The organism is Pseudomonas sp. RHF3.3-3 (assembly GCF_048069595.1).
GTDB lineage: Bacteria > Pseudomonadota > Gammaproteobacteria > Pseudomonadales > Pseudomonadaceae > Aquipseudomonas > Aquipseudomonas fuscovaginae_B.
Map to the genome: position 1 here is coordinate 3,975,855 of NZ_CP182250.1, position 25,825 is coordinate 4,001,679.

The window sequence follows — 25,825 nt, forward strand, 5'->3', positions numbered from 1 at the left end:
TACAACCCACTGTAATGTTTGATTGGCTGGGTATTGCTTACTTTGATTCACAATATGGGTGCTTTTATCATGACTGACAAAAATGATGATAAGGGTTTCGACCAGTTATTAAAGGCTGGGCATTCCCGTCGCAACATTCTCAAGTTCGGCAGCGTGGCGACCTTGGGCGCCATGTTCGGCGCAAGCACGTTGCTTGCTCCTGTCGCGTCAGCATCTGCCGCCACTGCAAAACCTTTGGCTCAGCCGAACCAGCCTGCCGCGATGTCCCCTGATGACCCGCTCACTATTTTGATAGTCACTTACGATGGCGGAACACTGCTCGACTTTGCTGGCCCGAGTGAAATCTTCCACCGGCTTCCCAATACCCAGGTGCGTTATGCCAGCGTCAAGGGTGGAAACGTGACGTTGGAATTCGGGGTCGTCTATGGAAACACCGAACGCCTGGCTGATATCGAAAAAACGGATCTGATTCTTGTTCCTGGAGGGTCGGATCTGTCGGTCCCGATGCAACCGGAATATCAGAAACAGATCCGCCGCCTGGCCGAAAGCGCCAAACACGTCACCTCGGTGTGTAACGGATCCCTGGTTCTGGCCGCCACCGGTATTCTCAATGGCAAGAAAAGCGCCTGCCACTGGGCTTTTATCAACAAGCTTGGCGAGTACGGCGCGATTGCGGTACCTGATCGCTTCGTGGAAGACGATAACGGCCGCTTCATGAGCGGTGGCGGTGTGACAGCAGGTATCGACTTTGCTCTGCGCGTCGCAGCGAAGCTGCGAGGCCAAACAGCTGCCGAGTTCACGCAATTGGCGATCGAATACGATCCTGCGCCGCCATTCCACTCTGGTCACCCAAGAGACGCCAGGCCCGAGGTGATTGCCATGGTCGACAAGGACCTTCCCGGAGCATCCAAGGGCCTCGCTCGGATTCCAGGCGTCAAATGAAGTCTCCACGCCAGGAGGCCGGCCCCTGGTCAGCCTCCTGGTCACCTCTGATGTAAAAATTGTGGACTGAAACACATGCCGATCATCACACGGAAAATCACTGTATCAACCGCTGCCATCCTGCTCACCACAGCTTCTTCCCTCGCGTGCGCCGCGAATGTGCAGCCTGCGACCGAAACAGCTATCAAGGCTGAAAACATTCGCTGGGCCCAAGCGTATAAAAACGGGGATTACCAGGCCATCGGGCGCTTGTACACCGAAGATGGCGCACTGCTGCAACCGGGTGGGGAACGGGTCGTGGGGCCCGCCGCGATTGTTGCGTACTTTACAGAGGCCTTCGTGGGCAAAAAGCCCAATACGGTCACCTTCAGCGATTACGAGTTCTACGGCGATGACCGGGCGGTTACCGAAGTGTCAGATGCGGTTGTTCGTGATCACACGGGCAAGGTCCAGTACCGGGGCAAACAGATCCTGATCTTTTTGAAACAGAACGGAGAATGGAAACTTCATCGGGACATGTGGAACGATAATGAGGCTGCGAAGCCGCTCAACCCCTGAGCATTGAAGGTCACTCCACACACGCAGGGGCGGGTTGGGCATCTTCTTTCAGCCCGTCTCTGCGTTGGCGCCGGATAGACTGGGGTGGATGACCATGGATCTTGATGAAGGCCCGGCGCATCCTTTCCGGATCGACAAATCCCACCGCCAGCGCAATCTGCTCGATCGGCTCACTGCCATCCTGCAACCGCAGCCTCGCTGCTTCTACCCGCAGGCGCTCCACCGCCCTTGCAGGCGTTTCTCCGGTCTCTCGGCGAAAGGCCCGTCCAAACTGCCGCAAGCTCAGTCGAGCAGCGTCAGCGAGCCGTTCTACCGGCAGTGGCTCAGCCAGATGGGCACGGGCGAAATTCAATGCAATCCGAATCCGGTCTGATTGCGGGTCCATTTGCGACATCTCGGAAAACTGGGATTGTCCCCCCGGACGACGGTAGGGAACCACCAATAACCTTGAGACCCCACGCGCCACGTCGGCGCCCATATCCTTCTCGATCATCCCCAAGGCAAGGTCTATCCCGGAGGCGATACCGGCGGAAGTCCAGACATGGCCATCCATGATGTAGATACTGTCGGCCTCGACCTTGATTCTGGGAAAGTTGGACCGCAATTGCGCTGCATATCGCCAATGAGTGGTTGCCTTTCTTCCGTCCAGCAACCCGGTCTCGGCCAGCAGAAACGCCCCCGTGCAGACGCTGGCCACCCGGGCAGCGTTCGCGCTCAGAACTTTCGCGGCGATGACCGTCTCGACGGTCCGCATCGGAGCGATGTCCCCCCCGACGAAAACCACGGTATCGAAGGTTTCTCCCTCATAAACCGCAGTCTCGATGGGCAGTCCCGTATTTCCCGACACGCTTCCACCCGTCAGTGACACCACGCACAGCTCATAGGGACTTTGACCTGCCACAGTGACCACCTGGTTGAACGCCGAAAGTGGCCCGGCGAGATCGAGCGCGTCATGGCCGTGGCAAACGAAGAATCCGATCCGATGCATGATCAGTTGTTCCAGGAGCAGGGAGGAAAGATCCACGATGAACTGATGGTAAATCATTCCGACAAGGAGCCAATGGACCCTGCTCCAATATGGCTTGAAATGAGGGAAAAACGTCGTTTGTGCTGCGCCAGCCTGTCCGTAGAGTCAGTCGGACGCTGCCCCCTGAAGCGGGCCTGGATAGGCCACGCCTCTCATTGAGGGGCACGCCCCGAAACCTGGGCTTGGAAACATCAGCCCGTTTCAGCCGGCTCATCAGCGCACAAGGTGTTACGCCGGCCATGACCACTGACACATGCAGGCCAAATCATGACTTCACATCTGAAACCCATCGCCACCACCGAATACGACGCAGTGATTCGGGCAGCACAAGCCTATATCGAGGGTTATCGCACGGCAGACATCGCGCGAATCAACAGCGCCTTTCACCAGGACGCCATCATGTGGGGCTACAGCGGTAATGACCTGCTTCAGGGACCGGCCATTCCCGTATTCGAAAGTTTTTTCGAGTCGTTGGGAGCGTCACCGAATGCTCGCAGCCGCCTGGATATCCTGGCTATTGCGCCCACCGCCGCCGTTGTCCGTGTGGACATGGAAAACGACGTCATGGGCGCCAGCTTCCACGATTTTCTTTCGCTGCTGAAGGTTGATGGCCAGTGGAAAATCATCTCCAAGATTTTCCAACGGTATGACTAGGGTTTGTACGAAATACTTTCGAGCGAAGGCCAGGCAAGGCGGTTTTCAACGCAGCCTGGGTGAGCGCAGATACATGTCGTGCAGAGCCTGGTCAGGCGCCCCGGCAGTGACTTACTCAGAGAATGCCCTGTACCGGGCCCCCGACAGCATGCCCCTCCTACTGCACGCGCCTGAGCGCCTCGGCAAGAAACGAAGCCGTCCGACTTCCCGACGCCATCGCTACCTGCCGGGGCGTACCGGCCGCCACGATACGACCACCGGTGTCCCCGGCCCCTGGCCCCACGTCAATCACCCAGTCGGCCTGGGCCACCACGCGCATGTCGTGCTCGATCATCACCACCGTGTTGCCGGCCTCGACCAGGCGCTGCAACTGCAGCAGCAGGCGGTCGGCATCCGCGGCATGCAGTCCGGTCGTCGGCTCGTCGAGCACGTAAAGGCTGCGGCCTCGCTGGCTTCGCTGCAGCTCCGTGGCGAGCTTGATGCGCTGCGCTTCCCCCCCGGACAATTCAGTGGCGGGCTGCCCCAGTCGCAGGTAACCCAAGCCGATCTCACGCAACAGCCGCAGCGGGCGGGCGATGGCCTCTTCGCCCGCGAAGAAGTCATGGGCTTCTTCCACGGTCATGTACAGTACATCGGCGATATTGCGCCCATTCCAGCGCACGGCGAGCGTGGCCTCGTTATAGCGCGCGCCATGACAGGTCGGACATGGTGCGTAGACACTGGGCATGAACAGCAGCTCCACGCTGACGAACCCCTCCCCTTCGCACGTTTCGCAACGCCCCTTTGCCACATTGAAGGAAAACCGCCCGGCATCATAGCGATGACGGCGCGCATCCGGCGTGGCGGCGAACAGCTTGCGCACGTGATCGAACAAACCGGTGTAGGTGGCCAGGTTGGAACGTGGCGTGCGGCCAATCGGCTTCTGGTCGACCTGAACCAGGCGCTGGACAACCTCCAGGTCTCCGGCCAGATGACCGCCGGTAACCTCGAGCACGGTGGGGCCTTCACCCTCGGCACTTTCCGCCGCATCGTCCTGCGGCTCGTGCCCCAGGTGCAGCAGCAGCAACTCCGGCAGGGCCTGGGCGAACAGGCTGGACTTGCCCGACCCGGAGATGCCCGTCACCGCCGTCAACACCCCTAACGGGATGCGGGCGTCCACGCCATGCAGGTTGTGCCGCCGAATGCCGTGCAGTTCCAGCCATCCGGCCGGTTCGCGCTCAAGGCTGAGCGGCGCGGGGATCTCGTCGAACAGATAACGCGCGGTATGCGACTCGGCAACTTCACGCAGCCCCTGCGGCACACCGCTGTAAAGCACGCGGCCGCCACGCTCTCCCGCGTCCGGCCCGACATCCACCAGCCATTGCGCACGACGCATCAGATCCAGGTCATGCTCCACGACAAAGACCGAATTGCCGGCATCGCGCAGTGTGTCCAGTGAGTCGTACAGGGACTGGCTGTCAGAGGGGTGCAGGCCCGCCGAAGGTTCGTCCAGCACGTATACCACGCCGAACAGCATGGAGCTCAGTTGCGTGGCCAGGCGCAAACGCTGCAGTTCGCCAGCCGACAGCGTCGGCGTCGCCCTGTCCAGGGTGAGGTAGCCCAAACCCAATCCGCGTAGCTGGCGCAGACGGGCCATCACACCACCCGCCAGGCGCTGCGCGGCGAGACGCTTTTCCTGCGAAAGCGTGCTGGTGCGCCGCACGTCAGGCGCGCTCGCATGAACCGTTCGACGGTTGGCGGCACGCTCGGCACGGTCACGCCGTGTCACCTCGCGATCGCTCGTTTCCTGTGCCGTGTGAGCGGGGAAATCGCCCAGGGCAACAGGCTCGAGCAAGGCCGCCAAGCGATCCAAGGGCATTTGCATGAACTCGCCGATGTCCAGCCCGGCAAACGTCACCGACAACGCCTCGGGCTTGAGTCGCTTGCCATGGCAGGCCGGGCACAGCCGGCCCTCCATGTAGCGCGATACGCGCTTTCGCATCAGTGCGCTTTGGGTGTTGGCAAAGGTGTGCAGCACATGGCGCCGGGCGCCCGTGAAGGTCCCCATGTAGCTGGGTTCGAGTTTGCGCTTGAGCGCCTCACGGGTCTCGGCCGGCGTGAGGCCCGCATAGACCGGCGCCGTGGGTGTCTCCTCGGTGAAAAGAATCCAGTCCCGGTCCTTCTTCGGCAAATCCTTCCAGGGACGATCGACGTCGTAGCCCAGAGTGACCAGGATGTCGCGCAGGTTCTGGCCATGCCAGGCCGGCGGCCAGGCCGCAATGGCGCGCTCACGGATGCTCAGCGAGGGATCGGGCACCATGGTGGCCTCTGTCACCTCGTACACATGACCCAGACCATGGCAGGCCGGACAGGCGCCTTGCGGCGTGTTCGGCGAAAAGTCCTCGGCATGGAGCATCGGCTGATGGGCCGGATAAGTGCCGGCACGCGAGTACATCATGCGCACGAGGCTGGACAGTGTGGTCACGCTGCCCACCGAGGAACGCGCATTGCTCGCACCCCGTTGCTGCTGCAGCGCCACCGCTGGCGGCAGGCCGTCGATGGCATCGACATCAGGTACGCCCGCCTGATCGATCAGTCGCCGCGCATACGGTGCAACCGACTCGAAGTAGCGCCGCTGCGCTTCGGCGTAGATTGTGCCAAACGCCAGCGAGGACTTGCCGGAGCCGGACACGCCGGAAAACACCACCAGCGCATTGCGTGGGATGGCGACATCCACATTCTTGAGGTTGTGTTCCCGCGCGCCACGCACTTCCACCTGGCCACTGGCCGCAGCGCTGCATGAGGATTCACCGTATGAAGGGTTTGGCATGTGTTCCTGTCCTGCTGTTCGTGGAGGGCAACGCGCTGAAGGTGCGGGTAAACCGCAACTCATGCTGGCGATGCCGCATTATCGAGCGGGCAACGGTTTCCTTCGCGATACCCCGTCTGGCTCGTGAGTGTGGTCGGTGCGTTGCGCGGGTGCAATGGCACAGATTTCAAGCCGCAGTTGTTGACGAAGGGCTCGATCCGCGCTTCAACCGGGCGGACCAGGCGCTTTTCATGAAGCAGGCAGCGGCGCCGGCTGACGTCGCGGCTGAGCAGCAACGACTGGAGCGTGCCGATGCCCTGGCCATCGTCTACCCGATCTGCTGGTGGTCATTCCCCGCCTTGCTCAAAGGCTGGATCGACCGTGTGTTTTCGATGGGCTGGGCGTACGAGGAAAGCGACAACGGCAGTGACGATGATGGGGGGCGTACCGAGGTCATCTCGGAGAGAGGCGCAACTGTTGCGGAGTTGCGTTCAACAACCGACGCATCAAACGCCGCAGCGCAGTTGCATCCTGGTATCCGACCAGTGCCGAGACGGCTTCGACGGAGTGCTCGCCGGATTCGAGCAGTGCCCGCGCCTTGTGCAACTGCACCCGCTGGATGAGTTGCCGGGTGGAGTGCCCCGTGGCCTTGTGGACGTGGCGCGACAAGGTCCGCTCGGACATGCCGACACTCGCGGCCAGGGCCCTCACTCCCGGTAGATCCGGCAAAGAAGCCTCGATCTGTGCGGTCAGGTGTGAGACCAGGGCATTGCCTTGCACCATCATGGCGGGCACTACGAACGGGGACTGCAATTGCCGGCGATCCAGCAGCAGGGCCTTGCTCACCCAATCGGCTATTTCAGGCGACAGACGCCTGCGTAGCAGGTGCAGCATCAGATCGGTTTGAGCGAACGCGGCACCCGCCGTGGTCAGGGGAGGATCGGCCAGCACCATGAAATCCGGGTCGACACGACAGCCCGTTGCCATCTTCTGCAGATGCGGAGCCAGCCACCAGGAAGTCGTCACGCTCCGGCCTTCCAGCAGCCCCGCCGCCTGCAGCAGAAAGACCGCCGAGCAGGAGGCGGCCACCTCCTTGCCGTTTGCGATGTGCGAGTTCAACGCCCCCAGCAAGGGAGCCACCCAGGGCTCCTTCAGGCGCTGCTCGAGCATCCCGCTATCACTGACCCCGATTCCGGGTATGACCCAGCAGGAGTTGTCCTCGACCTCGGCCTTGAATGGCTCCACGGGCAACTGCAGACCATGCCCCACTCCCACCCATCCGGGTTGAGGGCCGCACACACGCCAACGTGGCGTGGCCAGGCCGCGACGCTCCGCAACGGCTTTCGCGGTGGCGAGGATATCCAGGGTGGCGCAGACGCTGGAGGCGAATGCACCCGGTGTGACGATAAGGGTGAAATCATGCATTGACCGATTATGCACGAAAAGAGACAGATCGGTCACTGTTGCAGCGGTCGGGGAGCTGGCCCAATAGCACCTCCTTCCATCGACAAGGTTTCAGCCATGCCCAATATCCTGATCAAGGTACCCTGCGGAGCGTTCAGTGAGCCGCAACGCGAGCGCCTGCTGCAGCGCGTCAGCGAGGTCGCAATCGCCTGCGAACACATCGGCAATGCCCCCCGCCAGCGCGCCCTGTGCTGGGTACTCATCGAAGAGGTTCGAGCTGAAGACTGGTTCTGCGGTGGCGTGAACCTGCATGCCCAGGCCATTCCCTGCATCCTCAGGGTCAAGGTGCCGGCCGGTGTTCTGGACGAGCGGATGCGCAAGAACTATGTGCAGGCATTGCACCAGGCCGTCGAACAATGCCGGGAACCGAATGATCGGCGCATGCTGATGACATCGATACAACTGGTGGACGTCGCCGATGGCACCTGGGGAGCGAACGGAAGCCTTTGGCATCTTGCCGATTTCACCCGTGCCGCCGGTTATGGGCATCTTGCCCCCTGACAGACAGAAATCCTCATCAACGCCTGGGTACAATCGAAAAAACCGAAGAACCTGGACAGCGCCGGCAGCCAACTCGATGCATTGTTTAATCGCCGGCCTTCGACCTGTCGACTAGCTCAAATCATGCAGATCTCGACCCAATGGGGGGGTCAACGACCACTCGGAAAACTTCACCTTCAAACCCTCTCGCTGCGGAGTGCAACACATCGGGCCGACCTGGTAACTTTTTGCCTCTGGAAACGGTGCAAGCCTGAGAAGTGGCCAACTCACCCCATCGGTCGAATACTGCACACGCAGCACACCTTCGGATACCGTCATGCGGAGCCAGAAGTCGGCGGGGTCTCCAGTAAAGGCCGCTGGCGACCAGTCCGATTTGCCTTGGGTCAGGACGCTGCTGATCATTGGATGGCCATCGCTGAATTCCATACCCGCTTTCGCCCAGGTCTCCTCATTGAGCCGGACCATCATTCCCGCCTGGTCGTAAAGCTCACGAAAATCGGCGTTGATCCTGATCTGTGCGGTAAAGCCTCCATCGGTTTCAAACGCCAGGAAGTGTCCGCTGTCCCGTATGAAGCCATAGTGGGTTTCACGCCAGAAATCCGTCTGAAAATGGGTCATCATCTCCAGCGAATCGTCTGAATACGCGAGATAATGGCGCGGCTCATTGAGCCAGCGGGTATTGCGCCAAATGGACTCTTCAAATCTCCGAGCGAGCGCTGCGTCTGCCTTTTTATGCCCTAAAATGCTTTCCACCACTTGATCACCGAGGTTTGCTGGTGAGCGATTACGACTTGATCAACAAGACTGGTCTTGCCTCCCTCGTCCCTTGACCCGGATAGAGGCCCGGTCTCGGCTGCTCTTGCTCTGTTATGGCAACGAAATACCTGAGATAGCTCAGTTCCCTAAGTGATGCGCCAAGGTCAAGAAAGTTTCAACAAGCCACTTGCTTCATGGACAGATGATCCATACTCCTGCGGTCGTATAACAAGATGGTCGAGGCGGTCATGGAGAACTGCACGCAAGAAGGTATCTTTCGCAGGGCGTTCGAGTCCTCTTCGGTGGGCCTGGCCCTGCTGGAGCTGGACGGTCGGATCCAGCATGTCAATCCCGCCCTGAAGGGAATGCTCGGCCGCTCCGAGTCGGACCTGCTGGGCGCCTCGCTGGAGTCCCTGCTGCACCCGCGTGACCGCCAAGCCGTGCTCCGAGCCTTCGAGCGGGTACGGGTTCGGCATTCAGGCCTGGAGGTCGGCGAGATCCGGCTGGCTATACCAGAAGGTGATAACCAATGGGTCCACCTGGGCATGCAAGTGATCAACGACGACACCGGCACCCCCTCCCACTGCATGATTCGCCTACAACCGTCATTGAGCTATCGCCATCGCGCCGAGCAGATTTACCTACTGAGCTACGCTCTGGACTTCACCGCTGATGGAGTGCTGCTGCTCGATAGCCAGCGCTGCATACGCTACCTCAATGAAGCCGCCTGCCGACTCTGCGCACAGACGCGCCAGCGTCTGCTGGGGCAGTCTTTGGCAGCGCTCCTGGGACCGGTTGCAGGCAAGCTGGCGGACCTTCTGACTGACGATGAGAGCCTGCAAGAGGCCCCGGAAAACCAACGGGTGTTCAGTTGCGAGTTGACGGTGCCTGGCGAGGAATCCTCCCGCTATGTCACCATTCAGTTCAGCCATTTTCGTTACGACGGACACACATACTGCCTGGCGCTGATCCACGACCTTTCCGAACAACGGCATATCGCGGGCACCCTCCTGCGCAACGAACGGCAGTTGCGAGCATTGATCGAGAACACCCCCGATGCCATCGGTCGGCTAACCCCGGACTTCCGTCTGATCTATGCCAACCCGGCCCTGGAAGCGCTTTGCCGACTGCCATTGGTAGAGGCACGCGGCCGACCGGCAAGGGAGGCGTTCGGCGACAATTCCCAAGTCGATATCATGGCCGACCTGGTGCGCCAGGTTGCCACCAAAGGCGAGCCCATGGAGGAAGAACTGATCCACGGAATCGACGGGCCGACCGAACAACAGATCCACTACCTCATTCAGCTTGTGCCGGAGCGGAACGCGGATGGCGAGATCACCAGCGTCATCTCGGTGGCACGCGACATCAGCGGCATCCGCAAGGCGGAACGGCGTTTGGCCGCCAGCAACCGTCAGTTGCGCGAACTCTCCAGCCGCCGGGAAAGCGCCCGTGAAGAAGAGCGCAAGCTGATCGCCCAGGAAATTCACGATGAACTGGGCCAGCACCTGACAGCCCTGCGCATGGGCATCTCCCTGCTGCGTCTGAAACACGGCGAGCAGGCACCAGGACTTGGCGATGGCGTTGAATCGCTCATGGCGTTGTGCGACCGCACCATCGGCGTGGTCCGCTCGATTGCCACCAGCCTGCGACCCGCCGTGCTCAACATGGGCCTGTATCCCGCCCTGGAATGGCTGATCGACGACTTCCACAGCCACCACACTCACATCGTCTGTGAATTGCAGGCCCCCAGCGGTACGCCGCCCCTGGACGACAGCCAGGCCACCACTGCGTTTCGCATCGTGCAAGAAGCCCTGACCAACATCGCACGCCATTCCGGTGCCACTCGTGCGATCATCAGCCTCGAGTACGTCGACGACCGCTATGTCCTTGACATTACCGACAATGGTCATGGATTCGACCCGGCCAGCGTCGGCAAGCATTCTTTCGGACTGGCCGGCATGCGCGAGCGCGGTGCCAGCCTGGGTGGTGAGGTAGTGGTCTTCAGCCATCCGGCCCATGGCACCACGGTACAGGCCACCTTTCCCATCAGCGGGCCCAGGGAGACCGTATGATCCGAATTTTCATAGCCGACGACCATGCCATCATGCGTGGCGGCCTCAAGCAGTTGATCGAGTTCGACACCCGTCTTCAGGTGGCGGCGGAGGCCGAGAATGGCGCCCAGGTGCTTGAACGGCTGCGCGAGGGTGAATGCGACCTGCTACTGCTGGACATGAGTATGCCCGGCCTCAGTGGTGAAGACCTGATCAGCCGCGTGCATAACCGCTATCCGAACCTGCCCATTCTGGTCCTGAGCATGCACAACGAGGCACAGATAGCCCAGCGCGCCTTGCGCGCCGGCGCCAACGGCTATATGACCAAGGACCACAACCCGGAAACCCTTCTCGCCGCGATCCACAAGGTTGTAGGAGGTGGCCGCTACCTGGACCCGCGCATTGCCGAGCAGCTCGCCTTCGCCAGCAGCAGCCCCTCGGACGATGCCGCCACTCAGCTCTCCGATCGCGAGTTTCACATTCTGCGACTACTGGGCAAGGGCCTGAGCGTCAACCAGATCGCCGACCAGTTGGTCATCAGCAACAAGACCGTCAGCACCCACAAGGCTCGGCTGATGGAGAAGATGGGGTTCACCTGCAACGCCGAGATCATCAAGTACGCCATGGCCCACGGCCTGACGGCCTGACCCGCCCCTTCAGGAAGCCCGTCGCCTCACAGGCACCCTGTGGCACAGCGCCCGTGGCCTGCCTTTAGACAGCCGTAACATCTGCCCTAAGGAAATCCCTACACAAAAGAAAGATGTCCTTATGCCATCACCGGGAAAGGACGATAGAACCCAGCGCACCGCACGCCCATTCTGAGCACACCCCCGCAGCACGACACCTCGGCGGGTCTTGTGTTCTGAAGGAGCGTGACAGTGACCAGTCCAAACCAAACTTCCAGTACCTCCTGGCGCCCCATCGCCCTTTGCGGTTTCGGTTGCGCGGTACTGTTCTGGCTGGCCAGTCGGTTTCCCTCTCCGGCCTGGGCCCTGGCGGCTGGTGCGCCTACTCTGCTGCTCGGTTTCGTCCTCGCCCGCTACCGCAACACCTACGAACACAGGCTGAGCCGTGCCGAGAGCGAGCTGCTCGCCGAAAGCGCTTGTGTCGATGCCGAACGGCATGTCCGGGGACTGGCGGAGCTGTGCATCCGCATCGCGCCCATCTGGTCGGCGCAGATCGAATCTGCCCGCCATCAGACCCAGACCGCCATTGAGGCGCTGTCTGAACGCTTCTCCCGCCTGGCCGGCCGCATCAGCGCCGCAGCCTCCAACGGCATGCAAGCCGACAGCGACTCCCTGATAAATCTGCTCGCCCAGAGTGAAGCGGAACTCGCTGGCATCGTCAGCCAACTGCGCCTGGCGCTCTCCAGCAAGGAGCGCACGCTGCAGGAAATGGAGCGGCTGAACAGCTACACCGCCCAACTGCGCACGATGGCCAAGGAAGTGGGTGATGTCGCCAAGCAGACCAACCTGCTGGCGCTCAACGCCGCCATAGAAGCCGCACGGGCCGGCGAGGCTGGTCGTGGCTTCTCCGTGGTCGCTGACGAGGTGCGCAAGCTTTCCACCCTCTCCGAGGAAACCGGCCAGCGAATTGCCGACACGATCGAGACCGTCAGCGACGCCATCGAACGTGCCCTGCAGCTCTCCAACGAACATGCCAGCCGTGATGCCGGCATTCTGGAGCAGGCCAGCCAGGAGATCCGTCAGGTGATCGCCCTCTTCCACTCCAGTGCCAACCGCCTGGTGGAACAGGGCAACGCCCTGCACAACGACAACGCCGCGGTTGGAGAAGAGATCGGCGAGGTGCTCGTTGCACTGCAGTTCCAGGACCGTGTCAGCCAGATGCTCGGCCACATGCGCGACGACATCGGACGCCTGGCCCTGCATCTGGAAGAGGAAGAGGCCCGCCACGTGGATGCCCGCTCCTGGCTCGACGAACTCTCTCGCACCTACACCACACCCGAACAGCACGCCATCCACAGCGGCCGCAAGAGCGGTGCTGGCGTGGCCGATTCCGCTTCCGACATCACTTTTTTCTGAGGACAGGCCATGCCCAAGACCATTCTGATCGTCGACGACTCCGCCTCCATCCGCCAAGTGGTTGGCATGACGCTGAAAAACGCCGGCTACGAAGTGCTGGAAGGCGTTGACGGCAAGGACGCGCTGACCAAGCTCGACGGGCGCAAAGTGCACCTGATCATCAGCGACGTGAACATGCCGAACATGGACGGCATCACGTTTGTGAAGAACGTCAAGCAACTGGCGGCCTACAAGTTCACCCCTGTGATCATGCTCACCACCGAGTCCGGCGACGCCAGGAAGGCCGAAGGCCAGGCTGCAGGCGCCAAGGCCTGGGTGGTCAAACCGTTCCAGCCGGCGCAGATGCTGACGGCCGTTTCCAAGCTGATCCTGCCCTGACCCGGAGACCACCATGAACACACTCAAAACCACCGATGGCAGTCGCCACCTGGCCCTGGACGGCGCACTGACGATCTATACCGCTGCCGACACCAAGCTCCTGCTGGCCAACGCCTTGCGGGGCGCCGTCGACCTGCACCTGGACCTCAGCGCCATCGAGGAAGTCGATTGCGCCGGCCTGCAACTGCTGCTGGCGACCTGCAAGGAAGCCAGCCGCCAGCAGGTCAGCCTCAGCCTCGTAGGGGCCAGCGCGGCCATGACCGAGATCTTGCAACTGAGCGGGCTACGTGACCTGCTCCCTGTCGAAGGGGCGCACTGATGAATCTCGACAATGTGATCGGCACCTTCATCGCCGAAAGCCGGGAATTGCTGCTGCAAATGGAGGATGCGTTGCTGCAGATCGAGCAGTCCCCGGATGACCCCGAACTCATCAACGCCATCTTCCGTGCCGCCCATACCATCAAGGGCTCCTCCGGGCTGTTCGGTTTTGACTCCATCGTCGCCTTCACCCATGTGGCCGAAAGCGTCCTGGACCGCGTCCGCGCCGGCGAGCTGCCATTCAGCGCCGATCTCAGTGCCCTGATGCTGCTGGTGGGCGACCACCTCACCGGCCTGGTGGACCATGTTGCCGAGGGACTCGATCTGACCGAACTGCCGCAAGACAGGTGCCTTCATGAAGCGGAACTGGTGGCACGGCTCAGCCAGTACCTGGGCGTGGCGGCCGCACACACCGCTCCAGCCTCCGTAGAGCCGGCGACGCTATCCGGCGATGGGGTTGCCAGCCGGCACTGGCACCTGTCCCTGCGCTTTGGTATCGACAGCCTGCGCAACGGGATGGACCCGGTAGCCTTCGTTCGCTACCTGCGCACCTTTGGTGAGCTGCGGCACGTCGAGCCGGTAGTCGATCACCTGCCCGTGCTCGACGCGCTTGACCCGGAAGCCTGCTACCTGGGCCTGGAAGTGGCCTTCGCCAGCGAGGCCGACCGGGCGGTGATCGAAGGCGCCTTCGACTTTGTCCGTGAGGACGGACGTATCCGCATACTGGCCCCCGGCGACTCGCTTGCCCGCTATGCCGAGCTGCTGGCCGAACAACTCGACGAAGGCGATGCCCAGCGCCAGCGCCTGTTGCGTTGCGGCACCCTCAGCGAGGCCGAGCTGGCCCAACTAAGCGCCACGCCAGCCACCGAATCCACGCAAGCCACCGTCCCCGACGCAGCGGGCAGCGCCGACCCTAGCGACAGCAGCGTCGTGGGCAAGCCCGCCAAGGAAACCACGCGTGCTTCCGGTGAAGCCAACCTGATACGCGTCGATGCCGGCAAGCTGGACCAACTGATCAACCTGGTGGGCGAGCTGATCATCGCGGGCGCCAACACCCGCATGCTCGCCCAGGGCAGCGGCCTGGTGAGCATGAGCGAATCCGCCGAGACGCTCTCGCGCCTGGTGGAGGAAGTGCGTGACTCCGCACTGACTCTGCGCATGGTACAGATCGGGACCACGTTCAATCGTTTCCAGCGGGTGGTGCGCGACGTCTCCAAGGAGTTGAGCAAGGACATCGTCCTGTACATCAGCGGCGGGGACACCGAGCTGGACAAGACAGTGGTCGAGAAGATCGGCGACCCGCTTACCCACCTGGTGCGCAATGCCATGGACCATGGCATCGAGTCGGCCGAACAACGCCAGGCCAGCGACAAACCACTGCAGGGCGTGGTGCGCCTGAACGCCTATCACGAGGCCGGGGGCATTGTCATCGAAGTGAGCGACGATGGTGGCGGCCTCAACCCACAGAAGATTCTCGCCAAGGCCATACAGCGCGGCCTGGTCAGCGAAGGCCAGCAACTGCCGGACAAGGACATTTTCAACCTGATCTTCGAGCCCGGCTTCTCGACCGCCGAACAGATCAGCAACATCTCCGGCCGCGGCGTCGGCATGGACGTGGTCAAGCGCAACATCACCGCCTTGCGCGGCACCGTGGAACTCGACAGCCAATTGGGCGTCGGCACCCGCGTGCGCATTCGCCTGCCGCTCACCCTGGCGATCATCGACGGCTTCCTGATCGGCGTCGGCACTTCCAGCTACGTGGTCCCCCTGGACATGGTCGAGGAATGCATCGAACTGCCCAGCGTCGACCTCGACGACCTCGATCAGTTGGACCTGCGCGGTGACGTGCTGCCCTTCATCCGCCTGCGCAACCTCTTCGACGAAACCAGCCCGCGCCCCCGTCGGGAGAACGTGGTGGTCGTCAGCTATGCCGGGGTGCGTGCCGGCCTGGTGGTGGATCAACTGCTGGGCGAATTCCAGACCGTGATCAAGCCGCTGGGCAAGGTGTTCGGGCAGGTCCCGGCCCTCTCCGGCTTCACGATCCTGGGCAGCGGCGCCGTGGCGTTGATCCTGGATATCCCCGGCTTGCTCGCTCAATTCACACAGCCCGCTCGCCCCACTGCCTCAGGCGTTGCCCTTCCCCAATGGAGTAGCCAACCATGAACATCACCATTCGCATCCTGGCCTTGACCGCGACCGCTCTCTTCGCCTTGATGACCCTGACCCTGGCATCGAACCTGGCAGCCGCCGTGATAATGCCTATCGCCATCGTGGCAGCCATTGCCATCGCTCTTCAGGGATGGCTACTGCAACGCAGCCTGGCGAACCAGCTCGGCGGTGACCTCCAGGCACTGGTCGAGTTGGGTCAGCAACTGGTGCGTGGAGAAACCAGCCCCACACCGCCCACACCCGCCATCGCCGGCTCACTGCGAGGCTCCCTGCAACAGCTCAGCGTTCAGATAGAGGGGCTTGCACAGAACCTGCAACACGTTTTTGAAGAACACGCACGCGGTGACATCGATGTCACCCTGAACACCCGCCTGCCAGGCCTCTACGGTGAAATGGCCCAAGGCATCAATGCGCTCGTGGCGAGCCATATCGACGTGAAGAAAAAGGCCATGGCCTGCGTCTTCTCGATCGCCCAAGGGAACCTGGGCGCTCCCCTGGAGGCCTTCCCTGGCAAGAAAGCCTTCATCAACGACAACCTGGAGACCTTGCGTGGCAACCTCACCAGCCTGCTGAGCGAAATGCGCCGCATGGCCGACGAGCACGACAAGGGCGACATCGACGTAGTCATCGATGCCTCGCGCTTTCAGGGCAGCTATGGAGAAATTGCCCAGGGCATCAACGACATGGTCGCAGGCCATATCAGCGTGAAGAAAAAGGCGATGGCCTGCATCAAGGCCTTCAGCGAGGGGGACCTGACCGCACCGCTGGAGCAGTTCCCAGGCAAGAAGGCTTTTATCAACGACAGCATCGAGACCTTGCGGCGCAACATCCAGGCCTTGATCGAAGACACCCAGATGCTCAGCCAGGCCGCCCTGGACGGTCGCCTCGACACCCGCGCCGATGCCAATCGCCATGAAGGAGACTTCCGCCGCATCGTCAACGGCATCAACGATACGCTGGAAGCCATCGTCACCCCGCTGCGCGAAGCCATGAGCGTGATCGAAGGGATGGCCAGCGGCGATCTGACACGCACCATGAACGGCCGCTACAACGGAAATCTGGACGAGCTGCAACAGTCGCTCAATGCGACGGTACGCAAACTGGCCGACGTCATCGGTCAGGTCCACCAGTCCACCGGCATGCTCAGCAATGCCGCCGAGGAAATCTCCGCCACCGCGCAAAGCCTGAGCCAGGCCGCGTCGAGTCAGGCCGCCTCGGTCGAGGAAACCAGTGCCTCGATGGAGCAGATGTCCGCCTCCATCGCCCAGAACACCGAAAACGCCAAGGTCACCGACGGCATGGCCGGCAAGGCGGCCCGCGAAGCCAGTGAAGGCGGCCAGGCCGTGCGCGACACCGTCTCGGCGATGAAGACCATCGCCGACAAGATCAGCATCGTCGATGACATCGCCTACCAGACCAACCTGCTGGCCCTCAATGCCGCCATCGAGGCCGCCCGTGCCGGTGAACACGGCAAGGGCTTCGCCGTAGTCGCCGCCGAAGTGCGCAAGCTGGCCGAACGCAGCCAGGTGGCCGCACAGGAAATCAGTGAAGTGGCCAAGAGCAGTGTGTCCCTGGCCGAGCGCGCCGGCACCCTGCTGGACCAGATGGTGCCCTCGATCACCAAGACGTCCGACCTGGTACAGGAGATCGCCGCCGCCTCGGAAGAGCAGACCACCGGTGTCAGCCAGATCAGTGCCGCCATGACTCAACTCAGCGATATCACCCAGCAGAATGCGGCCGCCTCGGAGGAACTTGCAGCGACATCCGAGGAAATGACCGTGCAATCGAACAGCCTGCAGGAACTGATGCGTTTTTTTCAACTGGCTGACACCGTCAGCCTGGGAAATGTCTCGCGTCTGCAACTGCCCTCGACGCAAGCCTACCGCAGCGCCCCGGCACTTCACATCGACGAGCAGGACAGCGGTTTTGTCCGTTTCAGGAGCTGACTCATGAGCATCGATCCGACACCGGTCGCCAACGAAGAACAACAGCGCCAGTACCTGACCTTCAGGGTGGGTCGTGACCTGTTCGGCGTAGCCACCCGCTACGTGCGGGAGATCCTCGAGTTCCACGCCATCACCGCCGTGCCGATGATGCCGCCGCTGGTTCGCGGGGTGATCAACCTGCGGGGCGCCGTGGTACCGATCATCGACCTGGCCGAGCGCTTCGGCCTCGGCAATACCGAACTGGGATCACGCACCTGCATTGTCATCGTCGAGTTACAGGACAGCCATGAGGTCCAGTTGATGGGTGCCCTGGTGAACTCGGTCAATGCCGTCACCGAGATCGAACCGCATTGGCTGCGACAGGCTCCGGCCTTCGGCAGCCGCGTACCCCCTGAATACATCGAAGACCTGGCCCGCGTGGACGAACGCTTCCTCACCCTGCTGCGCATGGAGCAGGTGCTGAACGTCGATCAGATCGCCTCGCTGGCCGGCCAACGCAATCCCTCCCGACTGTCTCTCATTTGATTGCGCAGATGCGCACAGGAGTTATGAAAATGACTATCAGCAAGAAAATGATCCTCCTGGTGATGTCTGCCCTGCTCGGCATTCTCCTGCTCTCGGGGATTTCCTATCAGCAGATGAATCAGGTCTTCACCGCCGCCAACTTCGGCAACGAAAACTCGGTACCGAGTATCGTGGCCTTGAACAAATTGCGTAACGCGGTGAATACCGAGATTCAACTGGTCTACAGCCACATTCTCACCACTGACGACAAGGCCATGGCGGATATCGATACCGCTATAAAGTCCACCAAAAGCGACGTCCAGGCAGCCGTTGACAAGTATGCCCAACTGGTCGCCGACGAGCAGGATCAACAACTGCTGAACACCGACCGCAAGGCGATTGCCGACCTGGTCCAAGGTGAAGAGGCCATACTTGTACTCTCTCGCGCCAATCAGAACGAAAAAGCGCGGGATGCCATGATCGACCTGACCCAGAAGGTGCTTGAGCCACTGCGCGAGATACTCAACAAACACCGCGACTACAACGTGAAGATGGCCGAAGATGCCGCCCTGCGTGCCGACGCCACCCGTCACCAGGCCGCGCTGATCTCCATCACCGTGTCGATCATCACCCTGGTGGTCATTGCCCTGCTGGGCGGGTTCATCACCCGCAACCTGTTGCGCCAGCTCGGTGGCGAACCCGCCTATGCGGCCGAGGTGGTCAGCCGCGTCGCTGCTGGCGACCTCACCGTCAACGTCCAGACCAAGAGCGGCGACACCAGCAGCATGCTGGCCGCTATCCGGGACATGACGCAGAAACTCGGCCAGATCATCGGTGAGGTACGCAGCAACGCCGACGCCCTGAGCAGTGCCTCCGAGCAGATTTCCTCCACCGCCCAGAGCATGAGCCAGGGTGCCTCCGAACAGGCCGCGTCTGTGGAGGAAACCAGTGCCTCGATGGAGCAGATGTCCGCCTCCATCGCCCAGAACACCGAAAACGCCAAGGTCACCGACGGCATGGCCGGCAAGGCGGCCCGCGAAGCCAGTGAGGGCGGCCAGGCCGTACGCGACACCGTCTCGGCGATGAAGACCATCGCCGACAAGATCAGCATCGTCGATGACATCGCCTACCAGACCAACCTGCTGGCCCTCAATGCCGCCATCGAGGCCGCCCGTGCCGGTGAACACGGCAAGGGCTTCGCCGTAGTCGCCGCCGAAGTGCGCAAGCTGGCCGAACGCAGCCAGGTGGCCGCACAGGAAATCAGTGAAGTGGCCAAGAGCAGTGTGTCCCTGGCCGAGCGCGCCGGCACTCTGCTGGACCAGATGGTGCCCTCGATCACCAAGACGTCCGACCTGGTACAGGAGATCGCCGCCGCCTCGGAAGAGCAGACCACCGGTGTCAGCCAGATCAATACCGCCATGAGCCAGTTGAGCGAGATCACACAGCAGTCGGCCTCGTCCTCCGAAGAACTGGCTGCCACCGCCGAGGAGATGAGCAGCCAGGCCGAACAACTGCAACAGTTGATGGATTTCTTCAAGGTCGGCTCTTCGGGCAAGGCCAGCCATGAAGCCGGCGCCAAGGGTAAGGTCGGCATCGCACGCAAGGCTCCCCGCCGCGTCGTGGAAAGCAGTGACGACGACCTGTTCGATGACGCCGTACCCGCCGGGTTCGTCCGTTTCCAGCACTGATTCAACCCCTCGATCCCGTGACCGGGGCACCCGCCCGTGCCCCCAGGAGCGCAGCATGTCCAGCTTCTTCAGCCGCTCCGGCGACGCCGCCCTGCCGGATGCACCCCAGCAGTACCTGACCTTCACCCTGGCCGAGGAAGTCTTCGCCGTCGGCACCCGTAGCGTACGCGAGATCATCGAGTGCGCCAGCCTGACCCCCGTCCCCATGATGCCGTCGTGCGTTCTCGGGGTGATCAATCTGCGCGGCGGCGTAGTACCTATCATGGATCTGCGCCAACGCTTCGGTGCCGGGCAGACCACCCTCAACCGGCGCAGTTGCATCGTGATCCTGGAGGTGGAACGCGATGATCTGCGCCAGGTGATGGGTATCGTTGTCGAGGCGGTCAATGCCGTCATCGAGATCAATACCCAGGACATGGAGCCTGCTCCCAGCTTCGGCGCCCACATCCGCACCGACTTCATCCACGGCATGGCCAAGCTCGACGGCCGCCTGGTGGTGATGCTGGACATCGGCCGGGTGTTGTCCCTGGACGATCTGCAGGGACTGGTCGAGGTCGGCCGGGCCGGCAACATGCCGCTGTCGGCCTGACCAGGAGCCCGCCATGACCGAACTCAGCCTCTCCAACCCCGAATTCCACCAGTTCCGCGCCATGATCCACGAGATCGCCGGCATCGCCATGTCCGAGGCCAAGCGCCAGTTGATCGCCGGTCGGCTGAGCAAGCGCCTGCGCCACTTTGGTCTGGGCAGCTACGGCGACTACTACCGGTTGTTGATGAAGGACAAGGACGAGTTGCAAATGGCTGTCGATCTGCTCACCACCAACGAGACCTACTTCTTCCGCGAGCCCAGGCATTTCGACTTTCTGCGCGAGAAACTGGGCACGGAGCTGCAGCGTGGCAGCGGTCCGCTGCGTATCTGGAGTGCGGCCTGCTCCAGCGGAGAAGAACCCTACACCCTGGCCCTGCTGCTGGCCGACACCGTTCGCAGCCGGCCCTGGGAAATCCTGGCCTCGGATATCAGCACCCGCATCCTGGACAAGGCCCGCGCCGGTCTCTACCCCCTGGACGATGCCCAAGGCATTCCAAGCGACCTGCGCCAGCGCTTCTGCCTGCAGGGCACCGGTCGCAACGACGGCCTGTTCACCCTGGAGCCGGCGCTGAAGCAGCGCGTGCAGTTCCGCCAGATCAACCTAAACCACACGCTGCCGGAAGTCGGAACATTCGACGTGATCTTCCTGCGTAACGTGATGATCTACTTCGACGCCGACACCAAGCGCCAGGTAGTACAGCGCCTGTGCGCGCGCCTGCGTCCGGGCGGTTACTTCCTGATCAGCCATTCGGAGAGCCTCAACGGCATCTGCGATGAGTTGCAGTCGGTACGCCCTTCGATCTACCGGAGGTCCCATGCGTAAGCCCAAGGGCATCATCGAGGTGTTCCTGCAGCCGGGCGAATTGTATTTTGGCGACCGCTACACCCGCTTGCGCACACTGCTGGGCTCTTGCGTCTCCATTGTGCTCTGGCACCGCGCGGCGCTGCTGGGCGGGATGTGCCACTACCTGCTGCCGACCTGCAGCCATCCGAATCAGAAACCGGATAGTCGCTACGCCGATGTCGCCCTGCATCAACTGCTGCAGGAAGTGCGCATGAGTGGCACGCACGCCAGGGACTACCGGATCAGCCTGTTCGGCGGCGGCAACATGCTGGAAAGCCGCAGCCGCCAGCACATCGGGCGCAAAAACATCGAAGCCGGCCTGGTACTGCTGGCCGCCCATGGCTTGACCTGCCACGCACGCGATGTGGGTGGCGAAGGCTACCGCAGCCTGATCTTCGACGTGTGGAGCGGCAACATCGCATTGCGCCAACCCCATCCTCAACAAGTTGCCAGTCGGCATGACGAGGCCCGCTCAACATGAAAAACATCAAGGTGATGATCGTTGACGACTCAGCAGTCGTGCGTCAGGTACTGACCGCCAGTCTGTCAGGCCACAATGGCATCGAGGTGATCGGTGCCGCCGCCGACCCGCTGTTCGCACTGGAGCGGATGAACCGGAACTGGCCGGACGTGCTGGTGCTGGATGTGGAAATGCCGCGCATGGACGGCATTTCCTTCCTGAAGAAGCTGATGGTCGAAAGGCCAACCCCGGTGGTGATCTGCTCGACCCTGACCGAAAAGGGCGCCGCCACCACCATCGAGGCCCTGGCGGCCGGCGCAGTCGCCATCGTCACCAAGCCCCAGGGCAACCTGCGCCAGTTCCTGATCGAGGCCACCGAAGAGCTGGTGAATGCCATCAAGGCTGCGTCCCAGGCGAGCCTGGGGCGAATGGTCGGCACGGCAGCGCACACCTCGGCCGCCGTCCCCCCCAAACTCACAGCCGACGCGATCCTGCCCGAGGGTGGATCGGCGGCCATGATCCGCACGACCGAACGCATCGTCGCCCTGGGCACCTCCACCGGTGGCACCCAGGCCCTGGAATATGTGCTGACCGCCCTGCCGCGGGTCTGTGCCGGTATCGTTATCGTCCAGCACATGCCAGAGAAGTTCACCGCCGCCTTTGCGGCACGCCTGAACAGTCTGTGCCAGATCGAAGTGCGCGAGGCGCGCCACGGTGACCGTGTGATTCCCGGCCGCGCCCTGGTCGCCCCCGGAGGCCGCCACATGCTGCTCAAACGAAGCGGCGCACAGTATGTGGTGGATATCGTCGACGGCCCTCCGGTATCCCGGCACAAACCCTCAGTCGATGTCCTGTTCCGCTCCGTTGCCCGTTCTGCCGGCGCCAATGCCACCGGCATCATCATGACCGGCATGGGCGACGATGGCGCGCGCGGGCTCAGGGAAATGTACGACGCCGGTGCCTACACCCTCGGTCAGGACGAGGCTTCCTGCGTGGTCTATGGCATGCCCAAGGAGGCTCGCAAGCTGGATGCGGTGCACCGGGAGATTCCTCTGGAGCAAATCCCGGCCTACATCCTCAAGGGCTACCATCCCTGAGTTCAACGCTCGGCGCCAGCCCCCCCCAGGGTGGTTGAAAGCTGTCAGGAGGGTTGAGGCACCCCATCCGTCACGACTGGCAGCACGTCCATTCACTTATGCAGAATCGCCTGGTGAATGTCCTGCAGCGCCATGATCCGCTGCGCGGCATTGAGTTTGATCGCCTCCTTGGGCATCCCGAACACCACGCAGCTGGCTTCGTCCTGGGCCACCGTGGTGGCGCCGGCGTCGAGCATTTCCCTGAGGCCGCGCGCGCCATCGTCGCCCATGCCGGTCATGATGATGCCGGTGGCGTTCTTGCCGGCGAATTTGGCCACGGAGCGAAACAGCACGTCCACCGACGGACGATGGCGGTTGACCAGGGGGCCGTCGATGACCTGGGCGTGGTAAAAGGCACCGCTACGGGTCACCATCAGGTGTTTACCGCCCGGAGCGATCAGGGCCAGGCCGGGCAGGATGCGGTCGTTGTTGCGTGCTTCCCGGACTTCGATCTGGCACAGACTGTTGAGGCGCTCGGCGAAGGAGGCGGTGAATTTCTCCGGCATGTGCTGCACCACCACCATCCCCGGGCACACCCGCGGCAACGCCGTCAGTACGGTTTCCAGAGCCTGGGTCCCGCCGGTGGAAGTGCCGATGGCGACGATGCGTTCGGTGGTCTGTGCCATGGCATGGCCGGTGGCCGCGGGCAGGATCGCGTCCGCGCTGAGTTTGCTGGCGGGCACCGGCGCAGGCGTTACGGGGGCGCTGCGTTTGCCCAGGTTCCTGACGTTGGCATTGGCCGCCGCGCGAATCGCCCCGACCAGCTCGGCCGCCGAGTCGATCAGGAAGTTCTTCAACCCGGTGGTCGGCTTGGTGATGATCTCCACGGCGCCGGCCGACAGCGCCTGCAGAGAGGTTTCCGCGCCCTTCTGGGTCAGGGACGAGCAGATCACCACCGGCGTCGGCCGTTCGCTCATGATCTTGCGCAGGAAGGTGATGCCGTCCATGCGGGGCATCTCCACGTCCAGCACGATCACGTCCGGCCATTCCCGGGCGAGCTTGTCCATGGCGAAAATCGGATCGGAGGCGGCCCCCATGACCTGGATATCCGGCGTGTCGTTGAGGATCGTCAGCAGCACCTGGCGCACCACGGCCGAATCATCGACCAGCAACACGCTGATTTTTCTGTTAGGCATGTTCTAGAGGGTTCCCATTGGTTGATGCCGGACCCAGACGTTGCCGTTCCACAGGTCGAATACAATCGTGCGGTAGCCGGTACTGCCCATGTCCTGGGCAGCCAGGTGCAACCGATGCTGCTCGGCCAGGTCCAGCGCCGCGCGGATGTTCAGACGGGCCACGTCCTGCGTCGACACGGCGCGGCGCTGCTCGGGGAACATCTCGCCACCGCCGAACAGCTTGACCTGGTAATCCTGCGGCGTGGTGCCGTGGGCGCGCGCGTGCCGCAACAGCAGCTCGACCGCCTCGTCGGCATAGCGGCCGTCCAGACACTGGCCGCGGCGCAAGCGTGCCGGCAGCATGAAATGGCACATGCCGCCGATCAGCCGTTGCGGGTGCCAGAACGTGAACGCCACGCACGATCCCAGCAAGGTACGCAGGCGCGTCGCCCGGGAGGCAAAGCTGACCTGCCCTGGCGCCAATATCACTTCACTCACATCTACGGGCTTTTTCATGGTTTGCGATAAATCGACGGAGCCACCAGCTTGAGCGTGTCATTCACGCCGTGGAGGCTTTCCGAATGGCTGATGATGAAGTAACCACCGGACTTCAGGCGCGGCAGCAGGCGGGCCACCACTTGGCTCTTGGTCTTCTGGTCAAAATAGATCATGACGTTACGCAGGAAAATCACCTCGAACTCACCAAGCTCGGGCAGGCTTTCATTGAGGTTGACCTGGACAAAATTGACCCGGTTGCGCAGGGCCTTGTCGATCAGGAAGGTGCCCTCCTGGCGGCCAACACCCTTGAGGCAGTACTTGGTCAGCAGCGGCGTGGGCAAGGTGCCAGCGCGCTCCATGGGATAATGCCCGGTGCGCGCCCGAGCCAGTACCTGGGTGCTGATGTCCGAGCCGACCACCTCCCAGGGCGTGGTCCCCAGATGTTCGGCCAGGGTCATGGCCAGGCTGTAGGGTTCCTCGCCGGAGGAGCTGGCCGCGCTCCACACGCGAAACACCTTGCCTGGCGCGGCCTTGGGCAGGACCTGTTGACGCAGGAAGTCGAAGTGCTTGGGTTCGCGGAAAAAATAGGTTTCATTGGTGGTCAGCAGATCCAGCGCGACCTGCCGCTCCCCCATATTCTGATCGCTCATGATCAGCCTGAAGTACTCGCCGTAAGTCTCCAGTTCGAAATGCTTGAGGCGTTTGAACAGGCGTCCGGCCACCAGGGCCTTCTTGGCGACCGACAGATTGATACCGGCCGCGCGGTACAACCAGGATTGGAACTGGCCGAACTCACGATCATCCAGAGAAGCGGTGTCTGACATGTTCGAACCTTAACGCGCGTCCAGGTCGAGCCCCGGTGCCTGGGCGACCTCGGCGAGGCTGGACATCTCGTCAATCGACAACACCTTGTCCACCGCCAGCACGATCACGAACTTGCCGTCGACCTTGGCCATGCCGCTGATGAAATCGGCGCGAATCCGCGCACCGAAGCTGGGTGGCGGTTCGATCTGGTCGGCCGGTATGTCCTGCACCGCGGAGACGGTGTCCACCAGCAACCCGATGTCCTGGGGCTCACCCTCCTCGCTCCGGGCCTCGATGATGATCACACAGGAACGCCGGGTGATCGTCGAGGTTTCCCGGCCAAAGCGGGCCGACAGGTCCACCACCGGCACCACGGCACCGCGCAGGTTGATCACGCCGCGCACAAAGGCGGGCATCATCGGCACCACGGTGAGGCTGCCGTACTCGATGATTTCCTTGATGCCCAGAATGCCGAGGGCGAACATCTCGCCGCCGAGTATGAAGGTCAGGTATTGCGCATCCTCGTCTGTCGCGATCGCAGTGTGGCGGGTGGTCATTACAGCGCCCATGTCATTCTCCCTTTGAGCCGGCCT

The 25,825-nt window shown here is 62.3% G+C and carries 25 protein-coding genes and 1 pseudogene; 18 read left to right on the plus strand and 8 right to left on the minus strand.

Features of this window, described 5'->3' with window-relative positions; all coding sequences use genetic code 11:
• Positions 1-69: 69 nt before the first annotated feature.
• Positions 70-942: a DJ-1/PfpI family protein gene (locus ACMGT0_RS17510; RefSeq protein ID WP_054058757.1), complete on the plus strand. Its 873-nt coding sequence runs from the start codon at positions 70-72 to the stop codon at positions 940-942.
• A 75-nt stretch (positions 943-1,017) separates the two neighbouring features.
• Positions 1,018-1,500: a YybH family protein gene (locus ACMGT0_RS17515; protein WP_054063202.1), complete on the plus strand. Its 483-nt coding sequence runs from the start codon at positions 1,018-1,020 to the stop codon at positions 1,498-1,500.
• A 10-nt stretch (positions 1,501-1,510) separates the two neighbouring features.
• Here ACMGT0_RS17515 and ACMGT0_RS17520 read toward each other — a convergent pair whose 3' ends face one another.
• The gene (locus ACMGT0_RS17520; RefSeq protein ID WP_239687990.1) at positions 1,511-2,545 is read right to left on the minus strand and encodes a GlxA family transcriptional regulator; all 1,035 of its coding nucleotides are present in this window, start codon (positions 2,543-2,545) and stop codon (positions 1,511-1,513) included.
• Positions 2,546-2,794: 249 nt separating this feature from the next.
• Here ACMGT0_RS17520 and ACMGT0_RS17525 point away from each other — a divergent pair, with 249 nt between their 5' ends.
• A complete protein-coding gene (locus ACMGT0_RS17525) occupies positions 2,795-3,181 on the plus strand; it encodes a nuclear transport factor 2 family protein (protein WP_054058747.1) in 387 nt (128 codons plus the stop codon).
• Positions 3,182-3,338: 157 nt separating this feature from the next.
• Here the strand turns inward: ACMGT0_RS17525 and ACMGT0_RS17530 are convergent, their stop codons facing one another.
• Positions 3,339-5,990, minus strand: coding sequence for an excinuclease ABC subunit UvrA (locus tag ACMGT0_RS17530; RefSeq protein ID WP_054058748.1), 2,652 nt, complete (start codon positions 5,988-5,990; stop codon positions 3,339-3,341).
• Here ACMGT0_RS17530 and ACMGT0_RS17535 point away from each other — a divergent pair.
• A pseudogene (locus ACMGT0_RS17535) lies at positions 5,975-6,382 on the plus strand (NAD(P)H-dependent oxidoreductase); the annotation flags it as partial. The gene ACMGT0_RS17530 and the pseudogene ACMGT0_RS17535 overlap by 16 nt on opposite strands.
• A gap of 40 nt (positions 6,383-6,422) precedes the next feature.
• Here the strand turns inward: ACMGT0_RS17535 and ACMGT0_RS17540 are convergent.
• The gene (locus ACMGT0_RS17540) at positions 6,423-7,394 is read right to left on the minus strand and encodes a GlxA family transcriptional regulator (protein WP_054058759.1); all 972 of its coding nucleotides are present in this window, start codon (positions 7,392-7,394) and stop codon (positions 6,423-6,425) included.
• Positions 7,395-7,490: 96 nt separating this feature from the next.
• Here ACMGT0_RS17540 and ACMGT0_RS17545 point away from each other — a divergent pair, with 96 nt between their 5' ends.
• Positions 7,491-7,934: a tautomerase family protein gene (locus tag ACMGT0_RS17545; protein ID WP_416769072.1), complete on the plus strand. Its 444-nt coding sequence runs from the start codon at positions 7,491-7,493 to the stop codon at positions 7,932-7,934.
• 111 nt (positions 7,935-8,045) lie between these two features.
• Here the strand turns inward: ACMGT0_RS17545 and ACMGT0_RS17550 are convergent, their stop codons facing one another.
• Positions 8,046-8,624, minus strand: coding sequence for a DUF1349 domain-containing protein (locus ACMGT0_RS17550; protein ID WP_239687991.1), 579 nt, complete (start codon positions 8,622-8,624; stop codon positions 8,046-8,048).
• 314 nt (positions 8,625-8,938) lie between these two features.
• Here ACMGT0_RS17550 and ACMGT0_RS17555 point away from each other — a divergent pair, with 314 nt between their 5' ends.
• The 13 genes from ACMGT0_RS17555 to ACMGT0_RS17615 all read left to right on the plus strand — a co-directional run bounded on the left by ACMGT0_RS17555 (position 8,939) and on the right by ACMGT0_RS17615 (position 22,776).
• On the plus strand, positions 8,939-10,762 hold the full coding sequence (locus tag ACMGT0_RS17555) for a PAS domain-containing protein (protein WP_416769073.1): 1,824 nt from the start codon (positions 8,939-8,941) through the stop codon (positions 10,760-10,762).
• Positions 10,759-11,388 carry a response regulator gene (locus ACMGT0_RS17560; RefSeq protein ID WP_416769074.1) on the plus strand — a complete coding sequence of 210 codons (630 nt, stop codon included), beginning with the start codon at positions 10,759-10,761 and terminating at the stop codon, positions 11,386-11,388. Before ACMGT0_RS17555 ends, ACMGT0_RS17560 begins: the two co-directional genes overlap by 4 nt.
• Positions 11,389-12,018: 630 nt before the next feature.
• The gene (locus tag ACMGT0_RS17565; protein ID WP_416773504.1) at positions 12,019-12,783 is read left to right on the plus strand and encodes a methyl-accepting chemotaxis protein; all 765 of its coding nucleotides are present in this window, start codon (positions 12,019-12,021) and stop codon (positions 12,781-12,783) included.
• A gap of 9 nt (positions 12,784-12,792) precedes the next feature.
• Complete coding sequence (locus ACMGT0_RS17570; RefSeq protein WP_054058751.1) at positions 12,793-13,161, plus strand: response regulator; 369 nt, start codon at positions 12,793-12,795, stop codon at positions 13,159-13,161.
• A gap of 13 nt (positions 13,162-13,174) precedes the next feature.
• Entirely contained in the window at positions 13,175-13,480 is a 306-nt protein-coding gene (locus tag ACMGT0_RS17575) for an STAS domain-containing protein (protein WP_054058752.1), read from the plus strand.
• Positions 13,480-15,642: a chemotaxis protein CheA gene (locus ACMGT0_RS17580; RefSeq protein WP_054058753.1), complete on the plus strand. Its 2,163-nt coding sequence runs from the start codon at positions 13,480-13,482 to the stop codon at positions 15,640-15,642. The genes ACMGT0_RS17575 and ACMGT0_RS17580 overlap by 1 nt, the downstream gene beginning before the upstream one ends.
• A 92-nt stretch (positions 15,643-15,734) precedes the next feature.
• Complete coding sequence (locus ACMGT0_RS17585) at positions 15,735-17,594, plus strand: methyl-accepting chemotaxis protein (RefSeq protein WP_416773506.1); 1,860 nt, start codon at positions 15,735-15,737, stop codon at positions 17,592-17,594.
• A gap of 3 nt (positions 17,595-17,597) precedes the next feature.
• Positions 17,598-18,119: a chemotaxis protein CheW gene (locus ACMGT0_RS17590; RefSeq protein WP_054059126.1), complete on the plus strand. Its 522-nt coding sequence runs from the start codon at positions 17,598-17,600 to the stop codon at positions 18,117-18,119.
• Positions 18,120-18,148: 29 nt separating this feature from the next.
• Positions 18,149-19,786, plus strand: coding sequence for a methyl-accepting chemotaxis protein (locus ACMGT0_RS17595; protein ID WP_416769075.1), 1,638 nt, complete (start codon positions 18,149-18,151; stop codon positions 19,784-19,786).
• Between the two features lie 55 nt (positions 19,787-19,841).
• Positions 19,842-20,375: a chemotaxis protein CheW gene (locus ACMGT0_RS17600; protein WP_054059329.1), complete on the plus strand. Its 534-nt coding sequence runs from the start codon at positions 19,842-19,844 to the stop codon at positions 20,373-20,375.
• A 13-nt stretch (positions 20,376-20,388) separates the two neighbouring features.
• Positions 20,389-21,198, plus strand: a complete 810-nt coding sequence (locus tag ACMGT0_RS17605) for a CheR family methyltransferase (protein ID WP_054059328.1) — start codon at positions 20,389-20,391, stop codon at positions 21,196-21,198.
• Positions 21,191-21,700 carry a chemotaxis protein CheD gene (locus ACMGT0_RS17610; protein ID WP_054059327.1) on the plus strand — a complete coding sequence of 170 codons (510 nt, stop codon included), beginning with the start codon at positions 21,191-21,193 and terminating at the stop codon, positions 21,698-21,700. Before ACMGT0_RS17605 ends, ACMGT0_RS17610 begins: the two co-directional genes overlap by 8 nt.
• Positions 21,697-22,776 (plus strand): protein-glutamate methylesterase/protein-glutamine glutaminase, encoded by a 1,080-nt coding sequence (locus ACMGT0_RS17615; RefSeq protein ID WP_054062468.1) that lies wholly within the window; start codon positions 21,697-21,699, stop codon positions 22,774-22,776. The genes ACMGT0_RS17610 and ACMGT0_RS17615 overlap by 4 nt, the downstream gene beginning before the upstream one ends.
• A gap of 92 nt (positions 22,777-22,868) precedes the next feature.
• Here the strand turns inward: ACMGT0_RS17615 and ACMGT0_RS17620 are convergent, their stop codons facing one another.
• From ACMGT0_RS17620 to ACMGT0_RS17635, 4 genes are read right to left on the minus strand one after another with little or no spacing between them, the layout of a single operon-like run.
• Positions 22,869-23,951 (minus strand): protein-glutamate methylesterase/protein-glutamine glutaminase, encoded by a 1,083-nt coding sequence (locus tag ACMGT0_RS17620; RefSeq protein WP_054059325.1) that lies wholly within the window; start codon positions 23,949-23,951, stop codon positions 22,869-22,871.
• A 3-nt stretch (positions 23,952-23,954) separates the two neighbouring features.
• Positions 23,955-24,446 carry a chemoreceptor glutamine deamidase CheD gene (gene cheD, locus ACMGT0_RS17625; protein WP_054062467.1) on the minus strand — a complete coding sequence of 164 codons (492 nt, stop codon included), beginning with the start codon at positions 24,444-24,446 and terminating at the stop codon, positions 23,955-23,957.
• A complete protein-coding gene (locus ACMGT0_RS17630; RefSeq protein WP_054059323.1) occupies positions 24,443-25,252 on the minus strand; it encodes a CheR family methyltransferase in 810 nt (269 codons plus the stop codon). Before ACMGT0_RS17630 ends, cheD begins: the two co-directional genes overlap by 4 nt.
• 9 nt (positions 25,253-25,261) lie before the next feature.
• Complete coding sequence (locus tag ACMGT0_RS17635; protein ID WP_054059322.1) at positions 25,262-25,801, minus strand: chemotaxis protein CheW; 540 nt, start codon at positions 25,799-25,801, stop codon at positions 25,262-25,264.
• Positions 25,802-25,825 lie beyond the last annotated feature (24 nt).